The sequence below is a fragment of the Streptomyces sp. NPDC001315 genome, assembly GCF_042896175.1.
GTDB lineage: Bacteria > Actinomycetota > Actinomycetes > Streptomycetales > Streptomycetaceae > Streptomyces.
Genome location: NZ_JBIAWZ010000010.1, coordinates 84924 through 108972, shown reverse-complemented (window position 1 = coordinate 108972; position 24049 = coordinate 84924). Strand labels below are relative to the sequence as shown.

Sequence of the window (24049 nt, the reverse complement as noted above, 5' to 3'; positions counted from 1 at the left end):
ATCGGAACCCGTCGTGTGTGCGACTCAGAGCGTGAGTGTCTGCTCGGCGAAGACACTCGCGGGATCGATCGTGTCGCCCACCAGGCCCTGCTCGTGCAGGAAGCCCGCCAGCGTCTCGAGGACATGCCGCTGGCCCGCGAATCCGTAGGGCAGCGGATCTCCCGAGGCCACCGAGTCGGCGGCCTCGGGCGGCGTGATGCCCACCTGGCCGAACAGATCGACCAACTCCGCCGTACGGCGCAGTACTTCCGCCTTGGCCCGCTCGAACGCCGCGTACACGTTGAGCACCACCCACGGATGTTCCTCGGCGATGGAACGCCGGATCACCACGCAGTGGTTCACCGGCAGGATCCCGGTCGAGGCGAGGTAGCGCAGCCCCTCGGCCCGGCCGTCGTCGAAGAGCGGGCGCACCGGCGCGTGCCGGCCGCCCTGGGCGCCGCCGCGGTCGATCAGATTGGTGCCGGTGAGATGCACCAGCGAGGCGTCCAGCTCACCGCGGACGAACATCTCCGCCAGTGTGTCCGTGCCGTCGAGCTGACTGACCGTCACGCCGGGCGGCGGGGTGAAACCGGTCGCGTCGCCATGGCTCAGCCCCGGCGGTCGCTCCATGAACCAGGTCATGTCGCAGGGCGCCACACCGAACTCGTGCTGCAGCGCCCCGCGCGACCAGACCGCCGAGGTCTGCTGGTACTCCGGCACGCCGACCCGAGCGCCCTTCAGGTCCTCGGGCCGCCTGATGTCGCTGTCCGCCCGCACCACGATGCCGGTGTGGAAGAAGCGGCGCATGGTGAACACGGGCAGCGCGACCCAGTCCCTGACGCCCTGTGCGTACTGGATCAGCAATGTGGCCAGCGACATCTCCGAGATGTCGAAGTCACTGAACTTGAGCTGGCGCCAGAACATCTCCGAGGGGTGGACATGGCTCACCGTCCAGTCGATCCCCTCGGGTGACTGATTCGCGAGCGGGTCGGTGACCAGGCCTGGCGACAGGCAGGCGCTGAGGCTCAGCCGCGTCATCTCCGTCTCCTTGCGTGCTTGCGTGGACTCCCCCGCTTTCGGGCGGGGGAGGAGGCCGGTCGGCTCAGTTCCGCTGGTAGTCCTTGTTGGTGCCGCCCTTCTGCGACTTGAGGTAGCCCTCGACGTCGCCGAGCGGGTCGATGGACACCCGCATCCGGGCGGCCACCATGTCGTCGGACCACATCGCGTGCTCCAGCGGCAGGTGCTGGTCGAGGTTGATGGCGATCTTGGCGTGGGCGAGGACCGAGGGGTTGCGGGTGCCGAGCTCGGTGGCGATCTTGAGGGCCTCGTCCTTGACCTCTCCGGCTGGCACCGAGAACGTCGCCAAGCCGAGCCGCTCGGCCTCGAGGCCGCTCAGATTGCGGCCGAGCAACTGCAGGAGCACCGCCTTCTTGCGCGGGATGCCTTCCTTGATCACCTGGGCGGTGACGCCCTGGCCGAAGCTGCCGCGCAGCACCTCGGGCATGCCGATCTGGGCGTCGTCTGCGACGATGACCACGTCGTGCGCCATCATCAGCGAGAATCCGCCGCCCAGGCAGTAGCCGTGGACCGCGGCCACACTGATCTTCGGGTAGTTGATAAGAGCGAGCGACAGGCGGGCCGGTGCCTTCATCCGGCCCCAGTCGTACACGGGCTTGAAGGAGGCCCGGAAGTCGCGCAGATAGTGCAGGTCCATACCGGCGGCGAAGGACGGGCCGTTGGCCTGGGTGAGCACCACCTGGATGCCGTCGTCGTCGCGCACCTCGTCGAGCGCGTCGATGTAGCCGTTCAGGATGTCGGCGTCGAACGCGTTGCGCTTCTCGGGGCGGTTGATGGTGATGACGGCGACCTTCTCGTCGTACTTCTTGTCGAGCAGGATCTTGTCGGACATGGGCCGGCTCCTTTTCTGTTTCTACGAAGCTGTCTGCGCCGAGTCCCGTGTGGCCGTGACGGCCGCCAGGACGCGCTCGGCGGTGAGCGGAAGGTGGCGGACGCGTCCGCCGGTGGCACGGGCGACGGCGTTGGCGACGGCTCCGGGGACGCCGAGGTTCGCGAGTTCGCCGACCGCCGTGATTGCTGAGAAGTCCCTCGGATCGTCCGCGGATTCGACCAGTTCGATCTCCAGCGGGGGTACGTCGCAGTGGCCTGCCAGTTTGTAGCTGTCGAGGCCGGTGGTGACGATCGCGCCGTCGCCGTCGGTGATCAGGCGCTCGTAGAGCGTCTGGCTCAGGCCGAAGACGAAGCCGCCCTCGAGCTGGCCTCGCACGGCGGGCGGGTTGAGCACCGGGCCGATGTCGGCGACGAGATGGGCGCGCAGGACGCGTGTGACTCCGGTGTCGGGGTCGACGGCGGCCTGGACGGCCAGGCCGCCGAGTCCTGCCCGCAGTGTCCGGAACTCCTGGCGTGAGACCCCGGCCGTCGCGCTCACGGTGACCTCGCCCCGGGCTGCCGTCAGGTGGCCGAGCCATCCGGGATCGTCCGGCGGCCGCGCCACCTCCAGTGCGGCGAGGAGTTCGCCGCACGCGGCAGCGGTCGCGCGCCCCACGACCACGGTGACCCGGCTGGCGCCGGCGCCGGCGTCCGTGAGGCCCGCGTCGGTGCCGGCTCCGGTCACCACGACTTGGTCCACGGGGACGCCGAGCCGGTCGCTCACGATTCGGCGGAACAACTCGTAGCTGCCCGCGCCCTGGTCGGGGACACCGACGTCGAGCAGGACGCCGCCGGCGGTCGCGCGCAGCCGCACCGTGCTCTCGCCGGGGCCGGGGCCGCGGTGGAAGACCGAGTGACCGACGCCGAGGAGCAGACCGTCACGCTCGCCCGTCTCCCATGAGGCCGACGCCCTCGCGAGCCGGTCGACGATGCCGGCCATCCCGGCGTGTGCGGCGTGTTCGCGTCTGAACTCGAGTGGATCCACACCCAGTTCGGCTGCCAGCTCGTCGATGTGGGATTCGGCCGCGAACGCGAGCTGGAACTCTCCCGGGGAGCGGACATGGCCGCCGGGAACGTTGTTCGTGTAGACGCCGAGTGTTGTCTCGTCGACATGGGGCACGTCGTACGCGCCGACGGCGAATCCCAGCAGCGGCAGGACACCGGTTGGCATCGGTTTGAGGGCGGCGAAGGCACCGCCGTCCAGGGTGATGCGGCCTTGGTGGACATGCAGCCTGCCGTCGCGCAGCCCGGCCCGGAGCTCCACCGAACCTCCGTGGCGGGCACCGGTCGCGGCCAGTTCCTCGGCGAAGGGCAGGGCGGCGCGCACCGGCCGCCCGGTCGCCTCGGACAGCAGGAGGCACGGCCCTTCGACGAAAGGCGAGCCCTTCGCTCCGAAGTCGCCGCCGATCTTGACCGGGTGGATGACGATCGTGGACTCGTCGCGGCCGCCGATGGCCGCGAGATCGCGCCGCAGTTTGAACGGCTCCTTGTGCGCGGCCCACACATGGACCAGTGGCCCGGTGGCGTCGACCAGGCAGGTGTGCGGCTCCAGGGGCGCGGAGTGGGAGCGGTCCCAGGTGTAGGTGTGTGTGACGACCAGGTCGCACTCCCCCAGCGCGGCCGAGGCGTCACCGGAGTTCAGCGATCCGCTGCCCTGGACGTTGGGCGCGGGCCGGCCGGGCACCGGGTTGGTGTAGCCGTCGTACCCGGGGTGGAGCACGACGGCGCCCTCGGCCGGCGCTTCGGCCGGGTCGGTCACCGCGGGCAACGGCTCGTAGGTGACGTTGACGAGTGCCGCGGCACGCAGCGCCGTCCGCCGGTCGGTCGCGGCGACCGCGGCGATGGGCTGGCCGGCGAACAGCACCCGGTCGACGGCGAGGACCGGGTAGTCGGCGGTGAACCGCCCGAACCGCCGTGCCCCGGTGGAGGCGCCGGTGAGCACGGTGTGCACACCGGGGAGCTTCTCCGCCTCACTGGTGTCCGCGGAGACCACACGGGCGTGGGCCTGGGTCGAGCGCACCAGCGCGGCGTGCAGCGCGCCGGGGCACGGCACGTCGGCGGCGTAGACCGCGGCACCGGTCACCCGGTCGAGGTGGTCCACCGACGGCACCACCGTCCCGTCGGTGAGAGGCCTGCCGGTCATGCCGCCCTCCTGCCGTCGTCGAGGCACCGGGTGAGCGCGCGGCCGAGTGCCACACCGGCGAGGTGACGCCGGTAGTCGCCGCTGCCGCGGTGGTCGGTGACGGTCTCCAGGTCCGCGGTGGCCTCCCGCGCGCATGCCTTCAGAGCGGGGGTGTCGCCAGGGTGCGAGCCGGCCAGTGCGGGGATGTCGAAGACGCGGGGCGACGCAACGGCCGCGCCCACGACCGCCCGTACGGAAGCGATCGTGCCGTCGGCGCCCAGGTCCATCCGGACACCGGCGTTGACCGTCGCATAGTCGTCGAGGCTGCCGGACTGGATCTTCGACCAGCCGGTCCGGGACGTTGGAGGCAGTCGCGGCACCCGGACACGCCGGATCACCTCGTCCGCGGCCAGGGTGCTCCGCCACGCGCCGGCCGACAGGCCGGCGATCGGGACGGTCCGTTCGCCGCGCGGCGACACCATGTCGGCCTCGGCGCCGATCACGGCAAGGAGCACCGCGGGGTCCTGGGCCGGGTCAGCGTTGGCGAGGTTACCGCCAATCGTCCCCGCCGCCCGCACCCGCACGTTGCCGACATCGGAGAACAGCTCGGCCAGACGCGGGTGACGCGCGGAGAGTTCGGGGTCGGCGGCCAGTTCGCCGTGGGTCGTCAGCGCGCCGATCTCGAGAGCGCCGTCCTCCAGGACGGTGACGCCCGAGAGTCCGGGCACGCGGCGCAGCAGGACGAGTGCCGACGGATCGCTGCGGCGGTGGGTGATCTGCAGGCAGACGGTCACCCCTCCGGCGACGAGCCGGGCGCCCGGGTCGGCGGTGAGGATGCCGGCCGCCTCCTCCAGCGTCGCCGGTTCACGCAGAAGTACGGTCATGTCAGCACCCGGTCGATCGCCCGCTGGATGCCGTAGTAGCCGGTGCACCGGCACAGCGTCAGCGCCATCCGCGACGCGCGCTCCCCCGCCGTCAACTCGCCCGCGTCCGGCGTGTCGACGAGCGCGGAGGCCATGACGAGCTGGCCCGATGTGCAGAAGCCGCACTGGAAGGCGCCTTCCTCGATGAAGGCCCGTCGGAGCTCACCGGCGCGCTCACGCGCGGCCAGACCTTCGGCCGTGACGACGTCACGGCCGTCGGCTAGGACGGTGAGCGTGTGGCAGGAGCCGGCCGGGGTGCCGTCGAGGAGCACGGAGCACACCCCGCAGAAACCGACCTCGCACCCGATCTTGGTGCCGGACAGTCCCAGTTCGTCGCGGAGGAAGTCGACAAGTCTCTGGTCGGCGGGGACCCGTGCCGTCACGGACTCGCCGTTGACGGTGAGGCTGATCTCGGTGAGCCCGTCGGCGTCGGGTTCATCGGGCACCGGAGGCTCCCTTGAGCGGGCGGGTGCCGAGCCGGCTCCGCCAGGCCTCGTTGGCGAGGGTGAGGGCGTTCGCCGACGGATCGGTGTCCGCCAGCGCGCGGGCGCGTTCCCAGGCTGTGTCCATGAGTTCGGCCGGGGGCACGACGTGTTCGACGAGACCGAGGCCGAACGCTTCCTCCGCCGGCATCTTCTCGCCCGTGGTAGCCATCCGCAGCGCGCGGCGCGGGCCGATGATCTCCGCGAGCGCGGCGACGACCGGACGCGGGTAGCGGCCGTGCAGGAACTCGGGGACGCGGTACCAGGCGTCGTCGGCGATGACGACGGTTGCGCAGGTGCTGAGGAGGTGCAGTGCCGCGCCGATGGCCGGACCGTGCACCGCGGCGACCCACAGGATCGGCGAGCTGTCGAAGGTTTCTATGAGCCGCACGCCGGCCGGCGGCACGCCCGGGATCCGCTTGGCCTTGAGATCGCCGCCCGCGCTGAACACCGGGCCGGTCGCGGACAGCAGGCCGACCTTCACTCCGGAGGCGGCGAAGTCGTCGTGGGCGGCGATGGCCTCGTCCACGAGTTCCGCCGTCATCGCGTTGCGCCGGTCGGGCTGGTCGAGGACGAGGTGTCCGACGCCGCCGACGACCTGCGCCTGGACCGCCGTTGCCGTTTTCATGGTTCTCCTTCTTGCTTCGTCACGCGTCGTGGGAGCGAGCGGGGTCGTTCCGGGTACGGGCTTCGCGGTGTCAGGCCTCGCCCGCCGGGCTCAGCACCACCAGGGCGTCAAGGGCGCAGGCGCGGTCGGCGGTCACCGTGAGCGGGTTGATGTCGACGGCTTCGACCAGGTCGCCGAGGTCGGTGGCGAGGGCGCCGATCGCGATCGTCGCGCGGTGCACCGACTCGATGTCGTGGACGGCGTTGCGGTAACCGCCCACCAGCCGGCCTGCCTTGGTCCGCGCCAGGAGGGCGGCCGCCGTCTCCTGGTCGAACGGGGGCAGGCCGACGGCGACGTCGTCGAGGATTTCGACCGCGACACCGCCGGAGCCGACCGCGACCACCGGGCCGACCTCGAGGTCACGGCTGAGGCCGAGCACCAGTTCGACGCCGCCGCTGACGAACTCGCTGACCAGCACCTCGGCCTGCTCACCCGGGGCCACGCGGGCCACCGCCTGGGCGAGCTTGTCGAAGGCCTCGCGCACGGTGGTCGCGTCACGCAGATCGAGCAGTACTCCTCCGATTTCGGACTTGTGGCTGATCCCGGCGCCGGCGACCTTGAGTACGACCGGAAAGCCGATCTCCTCGGCGGCCTTGACCGCCTCTTCCGCGGACTGCGCCAGCCGGTCGGATGTGACGGGTATGCCGTAGGAGGCGAGCAGTTGCTTGGAGTCGTGCTCGGACAGGGGCGTCGGGACGCCCGGGCGCTGGAGCTCGGTGAGCCGCGCGCGGATGGCGTCCAGGTCGGGATGGGGCGACTGCCGTTCCGCCCGCCTGGCGGGTGTGGCGGCCCGGCCGGCCTTGGTGACCACCGCGAGCGCGCGGCTCGCCTCCTGCAGCACGAAGACGCCGTCGAGGCCGTCGCGGACCGAACGGGCGTGGTCGGTGAGACTGTACGACGACAGGGACATCGCGCCCACCGGCTTACTCACGGCACCGGACCTGACCTGCTCGGCGAGCTGGCGGAGGTACTTCTCCTCGCGCGGCTTGAGGGGGCTGCGCGGCAGTTCCTCCTGGACCAGGACGACGTCGACGTTGGGGTCGGCGGCCACGGCCTCGACACACTGGCGGTAGATGTCCGGGTTGGAGAGTCCGGGGAATCCGGTGTCGAGCGGGTTGCCCAGTGAGGAGCCGGTGCCGAGGAGTCCGGCGACCTTCTCGATCGTGGCGTCGTCGAACTTCGGGAAGGTGATGCCCAGGCGGGAGGCGTAGTCCATGACGAGGTCCTTGAGGCCTCCCGAGTGACTGATGACACCGATCCGGGGGCCGGGCAGGCCGCCGGAGTGCAGCAGCAGTTCGACGGCGTCGACCAGTTCGTCCTGGGTGCTCACGGTGACCACACCGAGTTCGGCGGCGAGCGCCTCGAACGCCTCCAGGGAGCCGACGACCGATCCGGTGTGGGCGAGCGCGGCGGCACGCCCCTCCGGCGACGCGCCGACCTTGAGGACGACGATGTGCTTGCCGAGTTCCCGGGCGCGCAGGCAGGCCTTGCCGAACGCGTCGAGATCCTTGATGGACTCCACGAAGCAGGCGACGACTCTTGTCGCGTCGTCCTCGACGAGTTCGGCGACGAAGTCGGCGCAGCCGACCAGAAGTTCACTGCCCGAGGCCACGACGGTGGTGGGCCGGATCGCGCGGTCCATGAGCGCCTCGTAGGTGAACATGAGGACTCCGCCGCTCTGGCCGACGAGCGCGACGGGACTGCCCTCGCCCTCGGCAACCCGTGACAGGCTGAGCGTCATCACGCCCGACTCCTGGCGGTAGAAGCCGCCGAAGCTGCCGCCGGTGACGGGGACGTCGCTGCTGGCCGCGATCGCCCGGACCTTGTCCGCGAGCGCGCGGCCGTCGTCGTCACCGCCCTCGCCGAACCCGGCCGCGTGGATCGCGATGCTCCGTGCCCCGGCGGCCAGGGCCTGCTCCAGCGCCGCGGGCACCGCGGTGGCGGGGATGCTGAGAATGACGTGGTCGGGCGTCTGAGGGAGCGAGGCCAGGTCGGGGTAGCAGGGTCCGTCCCACAGTTCCCGGCGCCGGGGGTTGACCGGGTACACGGCGCCGGCGTATCCCGTCCGCGTCAGGTCGGCACGTTGCCGTGCCGTCGGTCCCTTGTCCGAGGCGCCCACGATCGCGATGTTGGCGGGATGCAGCATCGCGGTCAGCGGCCGCGGGGTGGTCGTGGACGTCATACGAGTTCCTCCGTGATCGACGTGTAGGTGCGACGGTGGTAGACGAGCGGCGTGTCCTCCGACGCACGCCCGCCGACGGCGAGACCGAGCACCAACTGGTGGTCGCCGACCGTGTGGATGTCATGGAGCAGGCACTCCGCGTGCGCGACCGTGTGCCGCGACAGAACCGGCACGCCGCGCGCAAGGCCGGACGGCTCCCACGTGATGCCGTCGAAGCCGCTGGCCGGCGCCGCGAAGTGCTGGGAGACAGCGGCACCGGACGAGTCGAGTACATGGACAGCGAAGGCACCGTGCCGGCGGATCGCCCCCAGCGTCCTAGATCCCGCTGCCAGGCTCACCATGAGCACGGGCGGCTGGAGCGAGATCGATGCGAAGGCCGTGACTGTCGCACCGCGCGGCACCGCACCGGGGCCGAGGGTGGTGACGACCGTGATCCCCGAGGGGAAGCTGCCCATGATGTTCCGGAACTGGTCGGAGCCCAGGTTGTCTTCGACGTCGGTGGGCGGGCGCGGCAGTCGGGTGGCACTTTCGAGCGATCCCATACCATCTCCTGCTCTTAGTAACCAATTAGTGCACTACTGACAGGAGGTCGTCGGCCTCATGGCCGATCGCCGTCGAGCGGCCGACGACCCCGCTGTCCGTTCAGCGCGCCCTGACGCCGGGCCCCGGCTTCGGCCCCTCGCCCTGCCCCAGGCCCACCGCGGCGCGGCCGAAGGCGACGGACGCCAGGTCCCAGGTGAATGCGACGTGTTCGGCGGCGGTGTTCACGTCGCGCCACCAGCGCTGGATGGCACCCGACTCGTAGACGCCGCTTCCGCCGCTGGCCTCGTAGAGCGTGTTGACGGCCTCGCGTACCTGCTGCACGGCGAAGGCCAGGTCACGTTGCCGGCGCGCCCTGGCGACGGTGTCGAAGACCGGCCGGGCGGGCGCCTTGTCGGCCTCCTCCGCGTGGTGGAGCAGAAGATAGGTCGCGGCGTCGATCTGGGACGCCGCCTTCGCGATACGGGCGAGCGCGGTGCCGTTGGAGGCCTGCGCGATCGGCGGCAGGCCCTCGAGGCGCCGGCGGGTGCTGCTGGTGAAGACCTCGAGCGCGGCCCGCCCCGCTCCGACCGCCGCCCCCGGCAGGGAGAACGGCCAGACGGTGTCGTACGCCTGGCGGTACAGGCCGCCCTCATGGATCGCGGCGCCAGGAGCGTTTCCCGCGCTGAGATCGGCGAACCGGACCGCCCGGTGCTCGGGGATGAAGGCGTCGGTGACCACGAGGGACTTGCTGCCGGTGCCGCGCAGGCCCACCGTGTACCAGTCGTCGACGATCTCGACGTCGCCGCGCGGGATGAGGAAGTACCACGGCTCGGGCGCGCCGTCGCCGTCGGACACCAGCCCGCCGACGAGCACCCAGTCGGAGTGGTCGATGCCGCTGCAGAACCGCCCTGTCCCGCCCCGCCACCTGAATCCTCCGGGGACCCGCTCGGGAGGACTGCCTCCGAGCCGGATGAGCGAGGCGATGAGGCTGCGCGGGTCGGCGAACACCTCGTCCTGGGCCTGCTCCGGGAACAGGGCGGCGAGCCATGTGTGTCCTGCCAGGACGCCGTAGACCCAGCCGGTGGACGCGCAGGCCGACCCGATCTCCGCCTGGACCTCCAGGAGGGTCGCGAACCCCAGTTCGGAGCCGCCGTACCGCTTGGGCGTGACGATCCCGAACAGGCCCGCGTCGACCATCTCGGCGATCGAGTCGGGGCTGACGGAGCGCGCCGACTCGGTCTCCTCGGCCCGCCCCGCGATGCCCTCCTTGAGCTTGCACGTCGCGGCGAGCGCTTCCTCTCGTGAGACGAGCACCGCCGGCGGCGGCCGGTCGTCGGTCGGTCCGGCGGCGTTGACTGCGTTGGTGGTCATGGTGCTCCTAGTCAGGGGCCACGGCATGGTTGAGGCGCTGGTCAGTGGCCGGCGGCGGCCAGTTTCTCGATCCGGCTGCGCTCGTCCGGGCTCAGGAACCAGCGGTAGTGATGGACCTTCGACACCGGCGGCAGGCCGGACGCGATCTCATGCCAGGTCTCGGCACGGTCGGTGCTGTGGTAGACCTCACCGGTCGCAGTGCCGAGGAAGAGTTCGGCCTCGCCGTTGTGACCGTGCAGCGACATGGCCTCGAAGTTGCCTTTGACGTCAGCGGGAAGGCCTTGGACGGCTTCGTGCCAGGTCTCGCCGAAGTCGAAGCTCCGGATCACACCCGCGTGAGCGGTGCCGAGCTGTTGCTCGGCCCAGGTGCGCGGCGGGTCGCCGGCACCGGCGGCGTACACGGTCGTCTCGTCGTCGGGGTCGAGGACCAGCGCGTCGGGGTAACCGAGGCGGTCGAAGCGGGTCTGGACGTGCTGCCAGGTCACGCCGGCATCGAGCGAGCGGTAGATGCCCTCACCGCCGACGAGGATGATCTTGGCGGGGTCGTCCTCGCGGATCACGGTCCGGTGGACGTCGCGGTACCAGAGATCGGTGTCCTTCTCGTAGGAGTCGATCTCGGTGAACGACTCCCCCGCGTCCCGGGTGCGCAGCAGCGCGCCCTGCTCGACACACACGTAGAAGGTGTCGGGGTCGCTGTCGTGCCAGGTGATGTTCTTGACATGGGCCAGGTGCGGGGGCGGCGGGAACGTCCACTTGTCCGTGCCCGGCACCTCGGTCAGCGCCGGAAGCAGCTCCCACGTCCTGCCGAGGTCGCGGCTGCGGTAGAGGCCGGGAGGCTCCACCCCGGCGTAGCAGACGACGCCCTCGCTCCGCCTCTGGACGGCGACATGGAAGACATGCCTCTCGGCGATGCCGTCCATCGACTCGGCCCAGGTGAGGCCGCCGTCCCGGCTGATCCACAGCCCGCCCTGCCCGTGTCCGCCGACGAGAACGGCTCCCGACTCGGCGTCGTAGGCAATCGAACTGACGTGAACTTGCTCGATCGAGCGACGCGACTCCCGCCAGGGGGCGCCGACGCTCGCGCGGGTGAAGTGGACAACGCCGCGGATGGTGCCTACGAGCAGTTCGGTGGCCGGGTCGACTGTCCTTGTGCGGTTCTGCCCGTTGGGCGAGAGGCACACCAACATGGTCGATCAACTCCTCGAGTACGCTTCGTCGAAGGTAGCGCATTTGTTTGTTAGTTCGCAACCCTCTTGGGCTCAGCGGCAGTTGAGGCTGCGATCCCTTATCCGGGGCTCTCACGGATGCGGCTGGGAGGTGGCCGCGCCAGAGGTGGCAGCGTGCGTGGTGGCCTGTCCCACCGGGCGAGGTCCAGGGCGCCTGTGCCACTCGCATGTGGTCGCGCCCGGCCGCGGACGGGTCGGGGTCGTCCCAGGAGGTCGTTTCCACGGCGGAACGGTCCCGTTGCCGGGCGGGAGCCGGGCCGGAGCCGGTCAATTGGCGCATCGCCCCCGGGTCGTGGCCGACGCCCGCGCCCGGAGCGACGCCGCGGGCGCGTTCGCGTACTGCTCGCCGGCCGTCAGCCGTTCGCGTCACTCCGGGGTCGGAACGCGTGCACATCTGCCGGGTCGACGCACATCCACGCCTCACTGCCCGGCGCCGGCGGCGCCGAGACTCCGTCGGACCAGACGCGGTAGATGACGTGGTCGCGCGTGACGACGTGCTCGGCGTGATTGCCCGAGAACATCTCGGACCGGTAGGTCACCGGCCAGGCGTTCGGCCCGGTGGGCTGCTCGGCTACCACCCGGGCGCGCTCGGGCCGGAAGACGGCGACCGCTGTCGAGCCGGCCTCCACGTCGACCGAGGCCCTCCCGGCCACCACCTTGCCGAGCGGTGTGCTGATCACCGCGCCCTCGGGAGTGACGGACTCGACCTGGCCCTGGAGTTCGTTGGCCGAGCCCACGAACGTCGCCACGTAGTGGGACGCCGGCAGGGAGTAGAGGGTGCGCGGGTCGGCGAGCTGGGCGACGGTGCCCCTCTCCAGCACGGCTATCCGGTGCCCGAGCTCCATCGCCTCCTCCTGGTCGTGCGTGACGTAGACGGCGGCGAAGCCGAACTTGCTCTGCAGTGCGGTGAGTTCGACGCGGAGGTCCTTGCGTACCTTGGCGTCGACGTTGGAGAGGGGCTCGTCGAAAAGGACGAGGGAGTCCCCCGAGACGAGTGCGCGGGCGAGAGCCACGCGCTGCTGCTGACCACCGCTGATGTGGTTGGGATACGCCGAGACGACCTCGCCGATCCCCACCACGGAACAGATCCGTTCGACTTCGTCCCGCAGCTCCCCGCGCCTGACGCCGCGCTGGCGGAGCGGATAGGCGATGTTGTCGAAGATCGACATGTTGGGCCACAGCGCGTAGGACTGGAACACCATGCTCAGCGACCGTTGCTGGGGCGGACGGTCGACCCTGGCCTCGGAGGAGTAGACCTGGCGGCCCTCGATCAGGATCTCGCCCGAGTCCGGGTGCTCGAGTCCGGCGATGGAACGCAGCAGTGTGGTCTTCCCGCAGCCGCTCGGCCCGAGCAGCACCAGGCACTCGCCCGCACGGACGTCGAGGGAGACTCCGTCGACGGCGGGCACCTTGGCACCGTTCGAGCGTACGAAGTGCTTGCGCAGGTCCCGCACGGAGAGCACCGGCCGGTCGGCCTCGGTGTCTCGCGAGGCCTTCTCCACCGTGCGGGTGGCGGACTTCATCAACGACATAGCAGACTCCTTTGTCAGCCGTTCGAGAGGATCACGCGGCCCGCCCGCGCCGCTCCGAGGCCGCCCACCGCGAGGCCCTCCGGCCGTACCAGACGGCGAGGAACACGACCACCGCGGAGACGACCGTCAACACGGACGCCAGAACGGCCACCTGGGAGGTGGAGCCGTTCTGCTGAGTCTCGAGGATCTGGTAGCCGATCACGGGGTTGGTCACGCCCGCGAGCAGCGACGACACGGTGACGTCACCCATCACGCGGACGAAGACGATCGCCCACGAGCCGACGAGACCGGGAATCAGCAGCGGCAGCACCACTCGCCAGAAGGTGCGCCACTCGCCCGCCCCCGAGATGGCCGAGGCCTCGGTGAGTTCCTCGCCGACACCGGCGACGGCGGCGTCCGAGGTGATGGAGGCGTTCGGGATGTTGAGCAGCAGGTAGCCGAGGAACAGGATGGTGACCGTGCCCGCCATCCAGAACGGCGAGCCGGTGAAGGTGAGCACGATGCCCACCACGAGGAGCAGGGTGCCGAGCGTCGCGGGCAGTTTGATCCCGGCGTCGACGACCCGGCCGAGGACCGGCCCGGCGCGCCTGATGTAGAGCGAGACGACCGCGGTGACCAGGGCCACCACCGTCGCGGCCGCCAGGGCGAGCAGCAGGCTGTTGCGCAGACCGGCCTGCATCTGAGGGTTCGACAGGAGGGTGGTGTATCCGTCGAGGCTGATCCGGTCCCACTGGATCGAGGGCTGCCAAGTGCCGGTCAGGGCCACGACGAGGAGTCCGCCGAACGGCAGGACGGTGGTCAGCAGCACGTACAGCACCATCAGGGCGCGGGCCGGGGTCCGCCACCGGCCGAGCTTCAGGGGAACCGTGCGGGTTCCCTTGGAGCCCATGGTCGCGTGACGGTTGCCGCGCAGAACCCGTGTCTGCAGGAACCACACGATCATCACGGCGACCGAGATGATCGATGACAGCCCGACGGCAAGCCCCCGATCCGCGGGAAAGGTGTTGCGCAGCGCCGTCACGATCTCGTTGGACAGCATGCTGATGTCCGCGGGCGTACCGATGACGACCGGGATGTCCACTGTCACCAGGGCGACCCAGATCCACAGCAGGGCCCCCGCGACGACGGCCGGCATGACGGACGGAAGTGTGACCTTGCGCAGTGTCCCCAGTGCCCCGGCGCCGCTGATCCGGCTCTGCTCCTCCAGGTTGGAGTCGAGCGTGCGCAGGGCCGGGGCGATCATCATGTAGGTGAACGCCACTCCATAGACCGAGAACACGAAGACCATGCCGTGCCAGGAGTAGATGTTCATGACGGGATCGGCGTTCTCGGTCCCGAACAGCCCCAGGAACCATCGCCAGGCGTTGTTGACGTAACCGGCCTCGGGCGCGAAGAGCATGATCCAGCCCATCGAGCCCGCTATCGGCGGTACCAGGAACGGCACCATCGGCAGCAGATCCGACAGCAGGCCCATACGGGCGTCGGTGCGCTCGTTGAGCCAGGCAAGCCCTCCGCCGACGACCACGGCGATCACGGTGCTCGCCAGGACGATGGTCAGGGTGTCGAGAACGGTCCTGCCCAGGTCAGGATGTTCCAGGGTTCGCCGGAGCGGGTCCAGAGTGAACGAGCCGCCGGTGAAGAACAGCTTGAGTACGACAGCGCCCAGCGGGATCACGGTCAGGACGATCGCCGCCAGGGCCAGGAGCAGGCTGAACGCAGAGAACGGCGACATCCGCCGATGCCGGCGCGCCGCTCGCAGCCGCCCGCCCCGCGGAACGGGAATGCTCGTCACCATGCCTCCTTGCAGGTGTCGGAAGTCGGGATGTCTGGCCGCGGGGCGCTACGACGCCGTCGCGGGCGTCACCCGAGCGGGCAGGGTCAGGGGCGCGCGAAAGGGCCAATGCTCCTTCTCCACCGTGCCGGTCAGCTCAAGCGAGCCAGTACCGTTGATCACGGACTCGAGCGCCGCCAGAACGACGGGCCGCGCGATGTTCTTGCCCGGGCACGAGTGGATTCCCGCGCCGAAGGTGAGGTGGGGGTTGGGCGAGCGTCCGATCCTGAACTCGTCGGGGTTCTCGAAGACTTCGGGATCGCGGTTTGCGGCAGGGAAGACCAGCGCGACCGGGTCGCGCTCCTTCATCCGCACCCCGGCGAACTCCAGATCCTTGGCCGCGGTGCGGGCGAAGCCGAGCTGGGGCATGTCGAGGCGCAGGAACTCCTCCACCGACTCGGCTATCAGTGCGGGGTTGCCGCGGAGGGTGCTCTGCAGTTCCTGGTCGAGCAGCAGTCGCTGCAGCATGTTGCCGAGGCTGTGGGACGTCGCCAGCCACACGATCAGCATGGGCTGGCGCACGGCGCCGACGACCTTCTCGGGGTCCAGCGGCTGCCCGTCCGGCCTGCGGGCCTGCACCAGGGCCGTGGCGAGGTCGCGCGAGGGGTCGCGCGGGTTCGCCCGTCGGTCCGCTATCAGCTCTGCCGCGACACGCTGGAGGTTCTCGTGGGCCTCGGCCACCTCGGCCGGATTCTGGTGGCCCGGCTGGCCGCCGTGGACGTACATCCGGCACCAGCGGTCGAGATCCGCCGGGTCGACGTCGTCCATCGCGAAGACCTTGGTGACGGTGAAGGCCATGAGCGGCCCGCAGTAGTCGCGGACCAGGTCGACGTCGTCGCTCTCCACCGTCGCCGCGACCAGGCGCTCTGCCTCGGCGCGGACGGCGAGCATGATCTCCGCTTCGACAGGGCCCGAGAGCACCGGTGCCATCGCGTCGCGGAACCAGGTGTGCTCGGGCTGGTCGACGTGCATCAGCGGGCGGTTGTGCACCGGGGCGCCGGCCCTCGGCTTGGTCATGATGTGGAGCACGGAGTTGACGAAGAGGTCGTTCTGTTTGGCCGCCTCGACGACGTCGCGGCGACGGGTGAGTGCCCAGAATCCACCCCACTGCGAGGAGTGGGCGACGGGACACTTGGACCGCATCTCGTGGAGGAAACGGTGAGGGTCCTCGGTGAACTCCGGGTCCATCGGATCGAAGTCCGACTCCTGCCCGGTTCCGACAACGCCGGCATGGTCCGACATGGTGCTCCTTTCGGGATGGTCTGAGCCGGGTTCCTGCCCCGCGGGCAGGAACCGGCCTTGTTCGTCAGCGGATGTGGGGCGCCCCTGGACACTTGGGGACATCAGTTCTTGAACGGCCCGATGAGCTCGTCGTGCCGCTCCTTGGCCTGCTGCATCTGCTTCAGCGTGGGCGGGACGAACGTGTCCGGGATGTGGTCGTACGGGCCGTAGGAGCCGACACCGGTGTTCACGGACTCCGAGCCCTTGGGCGTCAGCAGGAAGTAGGAGAGCAGGCGGGCGGCGGCCGGATGCGACGCCTTCGCGGAGACCCCGAATCCGTGCGTGGGCCAGAACGCGTCCGGCATCGAGACGAATTCGACCGGGGCACCCTCCGCCTTCATCGACTCCACCACGAACGGCAGGCTCTGAATGGCCAGCCAGCCCTCTCCCGCGGCGACGGCACTGTGCATGGGCTCGAGACCACCCTGCGAGGGACCGCGCTGGGCGGCGAGCTTGCCAAGGTAGCCGGTGCCGTACTTCTCGGCCAGGAGGTTCAGTGTCAGCAGCTGGTTGATGTCGTCGAGGCCCGCGCTCGAGTAGGACAGGATCTTGCCCTTCCAGAAGGGGTCGAGCAGGTCCTCCCAGCTCTTGGGCACCTTGCCGGCGGGCACGTGCCGGGTGTTGTAGACCAGACCGGACTGGATCGTCTGGATCAGCGCGGTGCCGAGGTCGTCGTAGATGTACTTCTTCGGATAATCCGGGACGAAGTCGAGCACTCCCGTGTCCCGCAGCGGCACGATCACCCCGCGACGGGCGGCGTCGGCGTAGTAGTCGGGCTGCGCCGAGATGACCACGTCGGCGGAGGGGGCCCCGGCCTCGACCTCGCTCTCGTAGCGGGCTATCAGGTCCGTGCCACCGATCCGCTGGATCCGCAGATCGATCTTCGGGTAAGCGCGCTTGAAGGCCTTCTCCAGTGCCTTGATGTCGGTCGGGAGGAAGTCCGTGTAGACGAGAACGGTTCCCTCCTCCTCCGCGGCCGCCGTCATCTCCTTCACGGAGCTGAAAACAAGGTCGGCGCCGCTCGCACTCGCGGTGGGGGGCTTGCCGCAGGCGGCGGCCACCAGCATCAGTACGGTCGCGCCGAGCAGTGCCAGGAACTTACGCATGGACTCATCCCATCTTCGTGTGCGGGCCCGAAGGCGTGACGGCCTCGGGCAACAGCGAGTCACCTGCGCTGCAACACAGCTCACAGCGCCGGACGCTATCGCACAAGTGCGTCTGTCGGAACGGCCCGTCAAGGGTTTTCTGAGATTCCCGCCGACCGCGCCCCCGGGCCCGCCCGCACGGCGAAGGTCCGGCACGGGCGGCTCTGGCGCCCCGAGGGTGCCGACACGGGCGATCAGATGCCGCGCCTGGACATGGCCATAAAGGAGCCGCACGATTACCTGGCACGCCGCGAATTCCGCGCCGGCCGTCCGATCGACGGGCAGGCTCGGAAAAGGCAGCCGCGCGCATGGGCCCCACTCCGGAACCCCTGCGTTCACGAGGCCCCTGGCGAGTCTCCGTTTCCCCTTCTGGCATGCAACATGTGCGATACTGTCGTAAGGTAGATGCTTCGATCGAATGTCGAGGTGACGATGCCGAGCTCAAAGTCCGACTGGACGCCCAGCGTGCTGGGGAACGCGATCCTTCAGCTTCTCACCCGTAACACCATGAGTGGCTACGACCTCAAGAAGCGTTTCCACTCGTCCATCGGTAACGGGTGGCACGCGTACGACACGCAGATCTACCGGGAGTTGAAACAGCTGGAGGCACACGGTTTCGTCAGCGGACGGACCGCTCCGGGCGTTTCCGGGCCGCAGCGACGCCTGTACTCCCTCTCGGAAAAGGGCTTGTCCTCGGTCACCGAATGGCTGACTTCCTCGATGGATCTCGACCGCATCAAGGATGAGGTGGGACTGCGGACGTGCACCGCGGATCTCTTTCCCGAAGGCTCCTTCGAGGATTTCGTCCACTCGGTCGCGGCCCAGTGGGAGAAAATGCTGCAGCACCAGCGTATGTCGCTGCAGGTACTGACCGAGCAGTACGGCGGCGGGCCGGAGACGTCGGACGACACCGTCTACGGCCGCCAGCTGGCCATCGAGATGACGATCCTCACCACCGAGGCACGGCTGGAGTGGACGCGTCGTGTCCTGAGGGTCATCCGGCGCCGGCGGCGCCTGGCCGAGGTCGCTTCGGGAAGCGCGTGACCGTCGCCCCGTGGCCGGCCCGCCGACTCGCTCCGGTCGGTAGGCGGGGAGTGACATGAGGTGCCGGGCGCGACATGCTGGTCCCCGCCGCGCCTCAGCACCCTCCGCGGCCTCCGGTGACCCCGGCGGCCGGATCCGCGTCACTCGGTCTCGTCCCAGGGCGCAATCTCCGCGACGTGACGGGCCGCCAGCCGCCCGGAGATCATGAACTCGGCGATGTCGCCCATCGAGTTGTAATACGGGCCCCACATCGATCCGCATTCCCCGATCGCGTAAAGCCTGGGAATCGGCTGGTCGCGGGAGTCGAGGACCCGCTGAGAGGCGTCGTGCTTCGGTCCGCCGTGCGTGTTGACGAAGGTCGGCAGCATCGGGCCCACCGCGTAGAAGGGGCCTGTGTCGAGAGGCGTGAGGAACTCGGCTCGTCCGTGATGCCGGTCCTCTCCCGAGGCGCACATCCGGTTCCATTCGCCGACCGTGGCGGTGAGCTGCTCCGGGTCGATGTGCCCGCCTCGTGAGGCCCCCGGATAGGAGGGGAAGACGCAGCGGTTCGCCAGTTCCTCGATGGTGTCCGCCTTGATGATCCAGCCGCGCTCGAGTTCGGCGGCATTGTCCTCGCTCCACGCGGGAACACGTGAGTTCTTCGTCGTCATGGCCGCACCGGCGTCGAACGCCTTCTGGTCGAAGATCTGGAATGCGGGCACGTTCGCGAACTCGGCCGTCGCCACGTCCATGGCGAACCAGGGTTCCCGGTTGCCGAAGCCGTGGTGCAGCGTGGCCATCTCGGTCGTCTCGTCGTAGAAGCGACGGCCGTGCTTGTTCACCCAGATGACGCTGCCGGCGTCCTTGAAGAGACCCGCGTTGTATCCGTAACCGGTCATGCGCATGAACTCGTGGGTGACGTATACCGTGTCGGGGTCGACCTGCACGCCCCAGGAGAGCGGGCCCGTGACCGAGTTCATGTGCCAGAGCTGGGCTCCCGCGGCCTGAGCCATCTCTATGCCCTCTCCCGTCAGGTTCGAACTGCCGGAGAATAGGGTCGGACAGTGGCTGATGTACTGCTGCCGCATCCGTTCGTTGAACTCGAAGCCGCCCGTCGCCAGCACGACGCCCTTCCTGGCCTTGACCGAGACGGACCGGCCGTCGGGCGCCGACGCCCTGACGCCAAGGATCTCCCCCAACGCCGGATCCTGGATCAGCGCGGTAACGGGTGTCGAGTACTCCACCCGGGCACCCTGGCTCTCCGCCAGTCGGGCGATCGACTCGAACAAGGCGGCGCCGCCGGGGGCCTTGATGAAGCTGACCCCGAGGAAGCCCTCGGCACCGGGTGCCTCGGGGAACTCGGGGAAGAAGCCGTCAGCCCTGAACGGCTGCGCGTCGGGCTTCGCGGGGAAGCCGAGACGGCTCTCGAAATCGGCGAGGTGACCGAGCCCGTCGAGGTAGGCGAGCAGCACGTCCTTCTCGGTCTGCCCGCCGCACATCCAGTCCAGATACTCGAGCGACTTGTCGTCGTCGACCGAGGCGACGAGCAGCGAGCCCGCGATGCACGCGGAGTTGCCGCCTCCCGCCGCCCCCTTTTCCAGCACCAGCACGTCCTGGCCCGCGTCGGTGGCGATCGCGGCACAGGTCGCCCCGGCGCCCCCGTACCCGGCGATCACGACATCGGCCTCCATGTCCCAGCACTCCGGCATCCAGGCCGGGCGGGTGGCGCTCTCCGTCCGCGACGTCATCGGGATCCTCCTCGCTGTCGGTCCCCTCGGGGCACCGCCGTTCACATGGAAAACTCACGAACTTCTGCGATACTCTCCGTGGGTCGGTCGAACCGTCAAGTCCCCGGAGCCCACGAAGGAAACGGGCAAGGCCGCCCTTTCGCGGATGGCTTTGCCCTTGCCAGGTCTTCGGGAGCCGCCGCGATCGGGCGGTCACGGTGATGCCCCCGGGGACGGTGAACGCCTCCAGGGCATGCTTGCCGCCGGTACGGCCGTAGCCCGCTGAACTTCCTTCCGTCGAACGGCTTTCCTCGATTCCGTTGCCTCCGCCCTGGAACGTGTGGATGCTGACGTTGCCGCAGGCCAACTGGTTCGCCACCACCCAGGCCCGCGTCGGATCCTCGGAGCGGCCGGCAGTCGACCACCCCTCACGGCGAACCACGGAGACAGGCTCATGCTGAACATCGCGGACGCACTGCATCGCTGGTGCCGTGAGGCACGCCCCTTCGCCCTGGCCACCGTCGTCGACGTGCGCGGCAGCGCGCCCTTGCCGGCCGGTACGTCGGTCGCGGTGGACCAGGGTGGCAACGCGGTCGGCAGCATCTCCGGCGGCTGCGTCGAGGGGGCGGTGTACGAACTGTGCCGACAGGTACTGCGCGACCAGGGCGCTCCCCAGCGCGCCTGGTTCGGCTACTCCGACGACGACGCCTTCGCCGTAGGACTGACCTGCGGCGGAGAACTCGACGTCCTCGTCCAGCGCATCGATCCCGCAGCCCATCCGCACCTCGGCACGGCCCTCGCCGAGGTGGCCGAAGGCCGACCCGCCGCCCTGGCACAAGTCGTCGCCGGCCCCGACGGACTGATCGGCCCCACCCTGAGCGTTCTCGGTGACAGCTGGATCGCCGACGGCGTACTGGGCGTAGGGCCGACGGGCCAGGCCGTGGCGGACCGGGCCACTGCCCTGCTGCGAGCGGGACGCACCGCGCTCGTCTCGCTCGGCGGGGACACGGACACCTGCCCCGACCGGCTCTCCGTCCTCGTCCACGTGGCCGCCACCCGCCCCCGCATGCTGATCTTCGGCGCGGTCGACTTCGCCGCCGCGCTCAGCCAGGCCGGCCGCTTCCTGGGCTACCACGTCACCGTCTGCGACGCCCGCCCCGTCTTCGCCACCAAGGCACGCTTCCCCCACGCCGACGAGGTCGTGGTCGACTGGCCCCACCGCTACCTGGAACGCACCGAAGTGGACAGTCGTACGGCCGTGTGCGTTCTCACGCACGATGCCAAGTTCGACATCCCCCTGCTGCAACTCGCACTCGACCTGCCCGTCGGCTACATCGGCGCCATGGGATCCCACCGCACCCACACCGAACGCCTGCACCGCCTGCGCGAAGCCGACGTCACCGAGGAGCAGTTGGCCCGGCTGCGCTCCCCGATCGGCCTCGACCTCGGCGCCCGCACCCCCGAGGAGACCGCGGTATCCATCACGGCCGAGATCATCACCCACGCCAACCACGCCAGCGGCCTGCCCCTGTCCCAACGCACCGGCCCCATTCACCGGCCGACTGCTCACGGCCTTGGCGATGACCAGCCCATCGGCGAAGACGTTTCCGCACGGTTGGAAGCCGAGACCGCGGTCGCGGAACCCGACTGGTCACTCGCTACGGTTCGGGCCCTGGCAGCGAACCGCGGGGACGGACATTGATTCATCACCGACACCGGACACGGCACGGATGCAAGTTCGCGCGCAAGGCCCCTTTCGTCGACCTCTAGGGCATGGCGGCGGGGGTGTGCGCCATCACTGCCAGGATGGGACAGTTGGTTACCTGCTGCGCCGACCACCGGGATGCCCTCTGCCCGGCCGTACCTTCCTAGCGCTGGACGGGGGTTTCGCGCAGCTGTCCTCGCCAGGAGCCGTGGCCATCCTGTGCGTGACGGGAGGGATCAGAGCGTGCCGATCACGACCCGGCTCGGAAAGTCCTCGCCCATGTGGATGGGCTGGTGGGCGACAGCGGTCTCGGCCGAGTCGTAGGCCGGCATGCCGGTGTTGAGGTTGCGGTCCCACCGGAGGTGGCAGCTGGACGTCACCTGGACACGAAGCCGCTCCCACGGGGCCAGGATGCAGGCGATGTTCCGCAGGCTGACGGTGAACTCGTACACGTGCCCCGGTTTGGGTGGTGCCGGCCGGTGGCCGGGGCGGGAGGCGCCGGTGGCGTAGCTGTCGCGCCAGGAGGCGCGCACGGCGGCCGTCGTTGAGCCCGATCGAGACGCCGTCCCGCGAGACCTTGCACAGCCGGACCACGAAATCGGTGTCCGGGGCGCTGGAGGAGGCGTGGAAGGTGGCGCGGACCTCGCCGAAGAGGGTCAGCGGTGCGGTGAGGGGTTCAGAGGTGTAGGTGAGGACGTCGCCGCGGGCCTCGATACGCCGCTGGTCGGCCGGGCCCGGCCGGAAGCCGTGGATCATCGTGGCGCCGCCGACGGTCGGTACGGGATCGAGCGGGTCGTAGTCGTAGGCGGCACGGGAGTTGCTGCCCGGGTGGTCGAGGAGCCGGCCCCCGTCGGCCAGGTACCAGGTGCGGTGCGCGGCGGGAGCGGGCAGCTGCTCGAAGCCGCGCCAGCGGTTCTCACCGGGGAAGTACAGCAGCACCGCCGGGATGCGACGCAGCACGGTGTCGGCGGCTGCCTTCTGAGCATGCTGCTTCTTGGCGTGCCAGTCCCGCGACGACCTGCCGCAGATCGTGATCGGCATGGCGGTGACCCGGGACAGGATCCCGGTCCGCTGCTGGTGCTGGCCGGGCAATGCCTCCGACCAGAGGCTGATCCGGCAGGTCCAGGAAGAGATGCGCGACTGGATCCTCAGCAAGAGCGTGTGGGTGACCGACCGCGGCCTCTCCTCGGAGGAGAACCGCCGCTACTGCGCAGCGGCAACCATGCCTACATCATCGGCGAGAAGCTCCGCTCCACAAGTCCGGAGGTGAAGGCCGCCCTCCCGGCAGGGCCGCTACACCGAGATCGCCGAGAACATGCGCGTCAAGGAGGTCCGGATTGCCAGCTCAGCTCCAGCGTGCTCGACTCGGGATTGGTGCCGATCACCGGCTCGGTGTGCCAGCCGGCGAGTATCGCCAGATCGGCCGCGGTGACGTCCGGGACCATCAACTCCATGGGCACGGGGTTTTGGTCGAACTCGAGCACCTTGCCGACCTCGGCCGACCCCACTTTCTGCGACTCCATCTCGTGGGGCTCCGGCCTCAGTTGGCGACCTTGATGCCCACCGGGACCGTGAAGGCCTCCAGTGCGTGACGGCCTCCCTTGCGGCCGTAGCCGCTGAACTTCCGGCCGCCGAACGGCATTTCCTCGATTCCGCTGCCTCCGCCCTGGAACGTGTTGATGCTGACGTTGCGCACACCAGCTGGTTGGCGACGGCCCAGGCCCGCGCCCGATCCTCGGAGAACACGTAGTTCACCAGGCCGTAGTCCGAGTTGTTGGCCACGGTCACCGCTTCGTCGTCCGAGGAGACCGTGATGAGCGAGATGACCGGACCGAAGATCTCCTCGCGCACTGCCTTCATGTCGGGCCGGCAGTCGACGAGCAGCGTGGGCGCGGCGTAGAAGCCCGGCGACAGGTCGGGCCGGTCGCCGCCGACGGCCACGGTGGCGCCTTCCGCCACGACGGACGCGATGTAGTCCTCGATGCGGTCACGCTGGGCGGCGCTGATGACCGGGCTGACCTGTGTGCCGGGGGCGTTCGCGGGGCCGATCGTGAGCGTCTTCGCGAAGGCGGTGAGACGCTCGACCAGTTGGTCCCGGACGCTCTCGTGCACGATGGCCCGGGTCGGCGCGCCGCAGATCTGACCGCTGTGGAAGACCCAGGTCAGCGCCAGGGTCTTGACGGACTTGTCGATGTCGGCGTCGTCGAGCACCAGGCAGGCGCCCTTGCCGCCGAGTTCGAGGAGCACGGGCTTGAGCCGCTCGGCCGCCGTCTTGGCGATCTCGACACCGACCTTCGGGCTGCCGGTGAAGCCGATGCCGTGCACCCCGGGATTGCGGACCAGTTTGGCTCTGGCGGCGCGGGCCGCGCGGCTGCACGAGGCCG

Annotated in this window: 18 protein-coding genes and 2 pseudogenes; 2 read left to right on the top strand and 18 right to left on the bottom strand. The window is 69.8% G+C overall.

Annotated elements, in window-relative coordinates:
• Positions 1 to 24: 24 nt before the first annotated feature.
• From ACFY16_RS26055 to ACFY16_RS25990, 14 genes are all read right to left on the bottom strand, one after another.
• On the bottom strand, positions 25 to 1017 hold the full coding sequence (locus ACFY16_RS26055; protein ID WP_390649599.1) for an ABC transporter substrate-binding protein: 993 nt from the start codon (positions 1015 to 1017) through the stop codon (positions 25 to 27).
• Positions 1018 to 1081: 64 nt separating this feature from the next.
• Positions 1082 to 1888, bottom strand: coding sequence for an enoyl-CoA hydratase/isomerase family protein (locus ACFY16_RS26050; RefSeq protein WP_390649598.1), 807 nt, complete (start codon positions 1886 to 1888; stop codon positions 1082 to 1084).
• 21 nt (positions 1889 to 1909) lie between these two features.
• Positions 1910 to 4069 carry a xanthine dehydrogenase family protein molybdopterin-binding subunit gene (locus ACFY16_RS26045; protein WP_390649597.1) on the bottom strand — a complete coding sequence of 720 codons (2160 nt, stop codon included), beginning with the start codon at positions 4067 to 4069 and terminating at the stop codon, positions 1910 to 1912.
• Entirely contained in the window at positions 4066 to 4932 is an 867-nt protein-coding gene (locus tag ACFY16_RS26040) for an FAD binding domain-containing protein (RefSeq protein ID WP_390649596.1), read from the bottom strand. Before ACFY16_RS26040 ends, ACFY16_RS26045 begins: the two co-directional genes overlap by 4 nt.
• Positions 4929 to 5417 carry a (2Fe-2S)-binding protein gene (locus tag ACFY16_RS26035; RefSeq protein WP_390649595.1) on the bottom strand — a complete coding sequence of 163 codons (489 nt, stop codon included), beginning with the start codon at positions 5415 to 5417 and terminating at the stop codon, positions 4929 to 4931. The genes ACFY16_RS26040 and ACFY16_RS26035 overlap by 4 nt, the downstream gene beginning before the upstream one ends.
• Positions 5407 to 6081 (bottom strand): enoyl-CoA hydratase/isomerase family protein, encoded by a 675-nt coding sequence (locus ACFY16_RS26030; RefSeq protein WP_390649594.1) that lies wholly within the window; start codon positions 6079 to 6081, stop codon positions 5407 to 5409. The genes ACFY16_RS26035 and ACFY16_RS26030 overlap by 11 nt, the downstream gene beginning before the upstream one ends.
• Positions 6082 to 6151: 70 nt before the next feature.
• On the bottom strand, positions 6152 to 8302 hold the full coding sequence (locus ACFY16_RS26025; RefSeq protein WP_390649593.1) for an acetate--CoA ligase family protein: 2151 nt from the start codon (positions 8300 to 8302) through the stop codon (positions 6152 to 6154).
• Positions 8299 to 8844, bottom strand: a complete 546-nt coding sequence (locus ACFY16_RS26020) for a flavin reductase family protein (protein WP_390649592.1) — start codon at positions 8842 to 8844, stop codon at positions 8299 to 8301. The genes ACFY16_RS26025 and ACFY16_RS26020 overlap by 4 nt, the downstream gene beginning before the upstream one ends.
• Positions 8845 to 8944: 100 nt before the next feature.
• Positions 8945 to 10195, bottom strand: coding sequence for an acyl-CoA dehydrogenase family protein (locus tag ACFY16_RS26015; protein WP_390649591.1), 1251 nt, complete (start codon positions 10193 to 10195; stop codon positions 8945 to 8947).
• A gap of 41 nt (positions 10196 to 10236) precedes the next feature.
• On the bottom strand, positions 10237 to 11382 hold the full coding sequence (locus ACFY16_RS26010) for a WD40/YVTN/BNR-like repeat-containing protein (protein WP_390649590.1): 1146 nt from the start codon (positions 11380 to 11382) through the stop codon (positions 10237 to 10239).
• A gap of 392 nt (positions 11383 to 11774) precedes the next feature.
• Positions 11775 to 12953, bottom strand: a complete 1179-nt coding sequence (locus ACFY16_RS26005; protein ID WP_390649589.1) for an ABC transporter ATP-binding protein — start codon at positions 12951 to 12953, stop codon at positions 11775 to 11777.
• A gap of 31 nt (positions 12954 to 12984) precedes the next feature.
• Positions 12985 to 14685, bottom strand: a complete 1701-nt coding sequence (locus tag ACFY16_RS26000; protein WP_390649588.1) for an ABC transporter permease — start codon at positions 14683 to 14685, stop codon at positions 12985 to 12987.
• Between the two features lie 108 nt (positions 14686 to 14793).
• The gene (locus ACFY16_RS25995) at positions 14794 to 16026 is read right to left on the bottom strand and encodes a cytochrome P450 (RefSeq protein WP_390649587.1); all 1233 of its coding nucleotides are present in this window, start codon (positions 16024 to 16026) and stop codon (positions 14794 to 14796) included.
• Positions 16027 to 16127: 101 nt separating this feature from the next.
• Positions 16128 to 17171, bottom strand: a complete 1044-nt coding sequence (locus ACFY16_RS25990) for an extracellular solute-binding protein (RefSeq protein WP_390649586.1) — start codon at positions 17169 to 17171, stop codon at positions 16128 to 16130.
• 471 nt (positions 17172 to 17642) lie between these two features.
• Here ACFY16_RS25990 and ACFY16_RS25985 point away from each other — a divergent pair, with 471 nt between their 5' ends.
• Complete coding sequence (locus ACFY16_RS25985) at positions 17643 to 18254, top strand: PadR family transcriptional regulator (protein WP_390649585.1); 612 nt, start codon at positions 17643 to 17645, stop codon at positions 18252 to 18254.
• A gap of 140 nt (positions 18255 to 18394) precedes the next feature.
• On the opposite strand, the gene ACFY16_RS25980 is transcribed toward ACFY16_RS25985, so the two are convergent.
• A complete protein-coding gene (locus ACFY16_RS25980) occupies positions 18395 to 19981 on the bottom strand; it encodes an FAD-dependent oxidoreductase (RefSeq protein WP_390649584.1) in 1587 nt (528 codons plus the stop codon).
• Between the two features lie 433 nt (positions 19982 to 20414).
• Between ACFY16_RS25980 and ACFY16_RS25975 the strand changes: the two genes are divergently transcribed.
• Positions 20415 to 21662: an XdhC family protein gene (locus ACFY16_RS25975; RefSeq protein WP_390649583.1), complete on the top strand. Its 1248-nt coding sequence runs from the start codon at positions 20415 to 20417 to the stop codon at positions 21660 to 21662.
• A 239-nt stretch (positions 21663 to 21901) separates the two neighbouring features.
• Here the strand turns inward: ACFY16_RS25975 and ACFY16_RS25970 are convergent.
• From ACFY16_RS25970 to ACFY16_RS25960, 3 genes and pseudogenes are all read right to left on the bottom strand, one after another.
• A pseudogene (locus ACFY16_RS25970) lies at positions 21902 to 22706 on the bottom strand (CocE/NonD family hydrolase).
• Between the two features lie 281 nt (positions 22707 to 22987).
• Positions 22988 to 23188: a hypothetical protein gene (locus ACFY16_RS25965; RefSeq protein WP_390649582.1), complete on the bottom strand. Its 201-nt coding sequence runs from the start codon at positions 23186 to 23188 to the stop codon at positions 22988 to 22990.
• A 17-nt stretch (positions 23189 to 23205) separates the two neighbouring features.
• Positions 23206 to 23990: pseudogene (locus ACFY16_RS25960) on the bottom strand (aldehyde dehydrogenase family protein).
• Between the last annotated feature and the right edge of the window lie 59 nt (positions 23991 to 24049).

Bases quoted from the DNA above. Each gene is read 5' to 3' on its own strand.
- ACFY16_RS25990 (WP_390649586.1), bottom strand. From the start codon at position 17,171: ATGCGTAAGTTCCTGGCACTGCTCGGCGCGACCGTACTGATGCTGGTG.
- ACFY16_RS25965 (WP_390649582.1), bottom strand. From the start codon at position 23,188: ATGGAGTCGCAGAAAGTGGGGTCGGCCGAGGTCGGCAAGGTGCTCGAG.
- ACFY16_RS26020 (WP_390649592.1), bottom strand. From the start codon at position 8,844: ATGGGATCGCTCGAAAGTGCCACCCGACTGCCGCGCCCGCCCACCGAC.
- ACFY16_RS26000 (WP_390649588.1), bottom strand. From the start codon at position 14,685: ATGTCGCCGTTCTCTGCGTTCAGCCTGCTCCTGGCCCTGGCGGCGATC.
- ACFY16_RS25975 (WP_390649583.1), top strand. From the start codon at position 20,415: ATGCTGAACATCGCGGACGCACTGCATCGCTGGTGCCGTGAGGCACGC.
- ACFY16_RS25985 (WP_390649585.1), top strand. From the start codon at position 17,643: ATGCCGAGCTCAAAGTCCGACTGGACGCCCAGCGTGCTGGGGAACGCG.
- ACFY16_RS26025 (WP_390649593.1), bottom strand. From the start codon at position 8,302: ATGACGTCCACGACCACCCCGCGGCCGCTGACCGCGATGCTGCATCCC.
- ACFY16_RS25980 (WP_390649584.1), bottom strand. From the start codon at position 19,981: ATGACGTCGCGGACGGAGAGCGCCACCCGCCCGGCCTGGATGCCGGAG.
- ACFY16_RS26040 (WP_390649596.1), bottom strand. From the start codon at position 4,932: ATGACCGTACTTCTGCGTGAACCGGCGACGCTGGAGGAGGCGGCCGGC.
- ACFY16_RS26050 (WP_390649598.1), bottom strand. From the start codon at position 1,888: ATGTCCGACAAGATCCTGCTCGACAAGAAGTACGACGAGAAGGTCGCC.
- ACFY16_RS26015 (WP_390649591.1), bottom strand. From the start codon at position 10,195: ATGACCACCAACGCAGTCAACGCCGCCGGACCGACCGACGACCGGCCG.
- ACFY16_RS26010 (WP_390649590.1), bottom strand. From the start codon at position 11,382: ATGTTGGTGTGCCTCTCGCCCAACGGGCAGAACCGCACAAGGACAGTC.
- ACFY16_RS26055 (WP_390649599.1), bottom strand. From the start codon at position 1,017: ATGACGCGGCTGAGCCTCAGCGCCTGCCTGTCGCCAGGCCTGGTCACC.
- ACFY16_RS26030 (WP_390649594.1), bottom strand. From the start codon at position 6,081: ATGAAAACGGCAACGGCGGTCCAGGCGCAGGTCGTCGGCGGCGTCGGA.
- ACFY16_RS25995 (WP_390649587.1), bottom strand. From the start codon at position 16,026: ATGTCGGACCATGCCGGCGTTGTCGGAACCGGGCAGGAGTCGGACTTC.
- ACFY16_RS26005 (WP_390649589.1), bottom strand. From the start codon at position 12,953: ATGTCGTTGATGAAGTCCGCCACCCGCACGGTGGAGAAGGCCTCGCGA.
- ACFY16_RS26045 (WP_390649597.1), bottom strand. From the start codon at position 4,069: ATGACCGGCAGGCCTCTCACCGACGGGACGGTGGTGCCGTCGGTGGAC.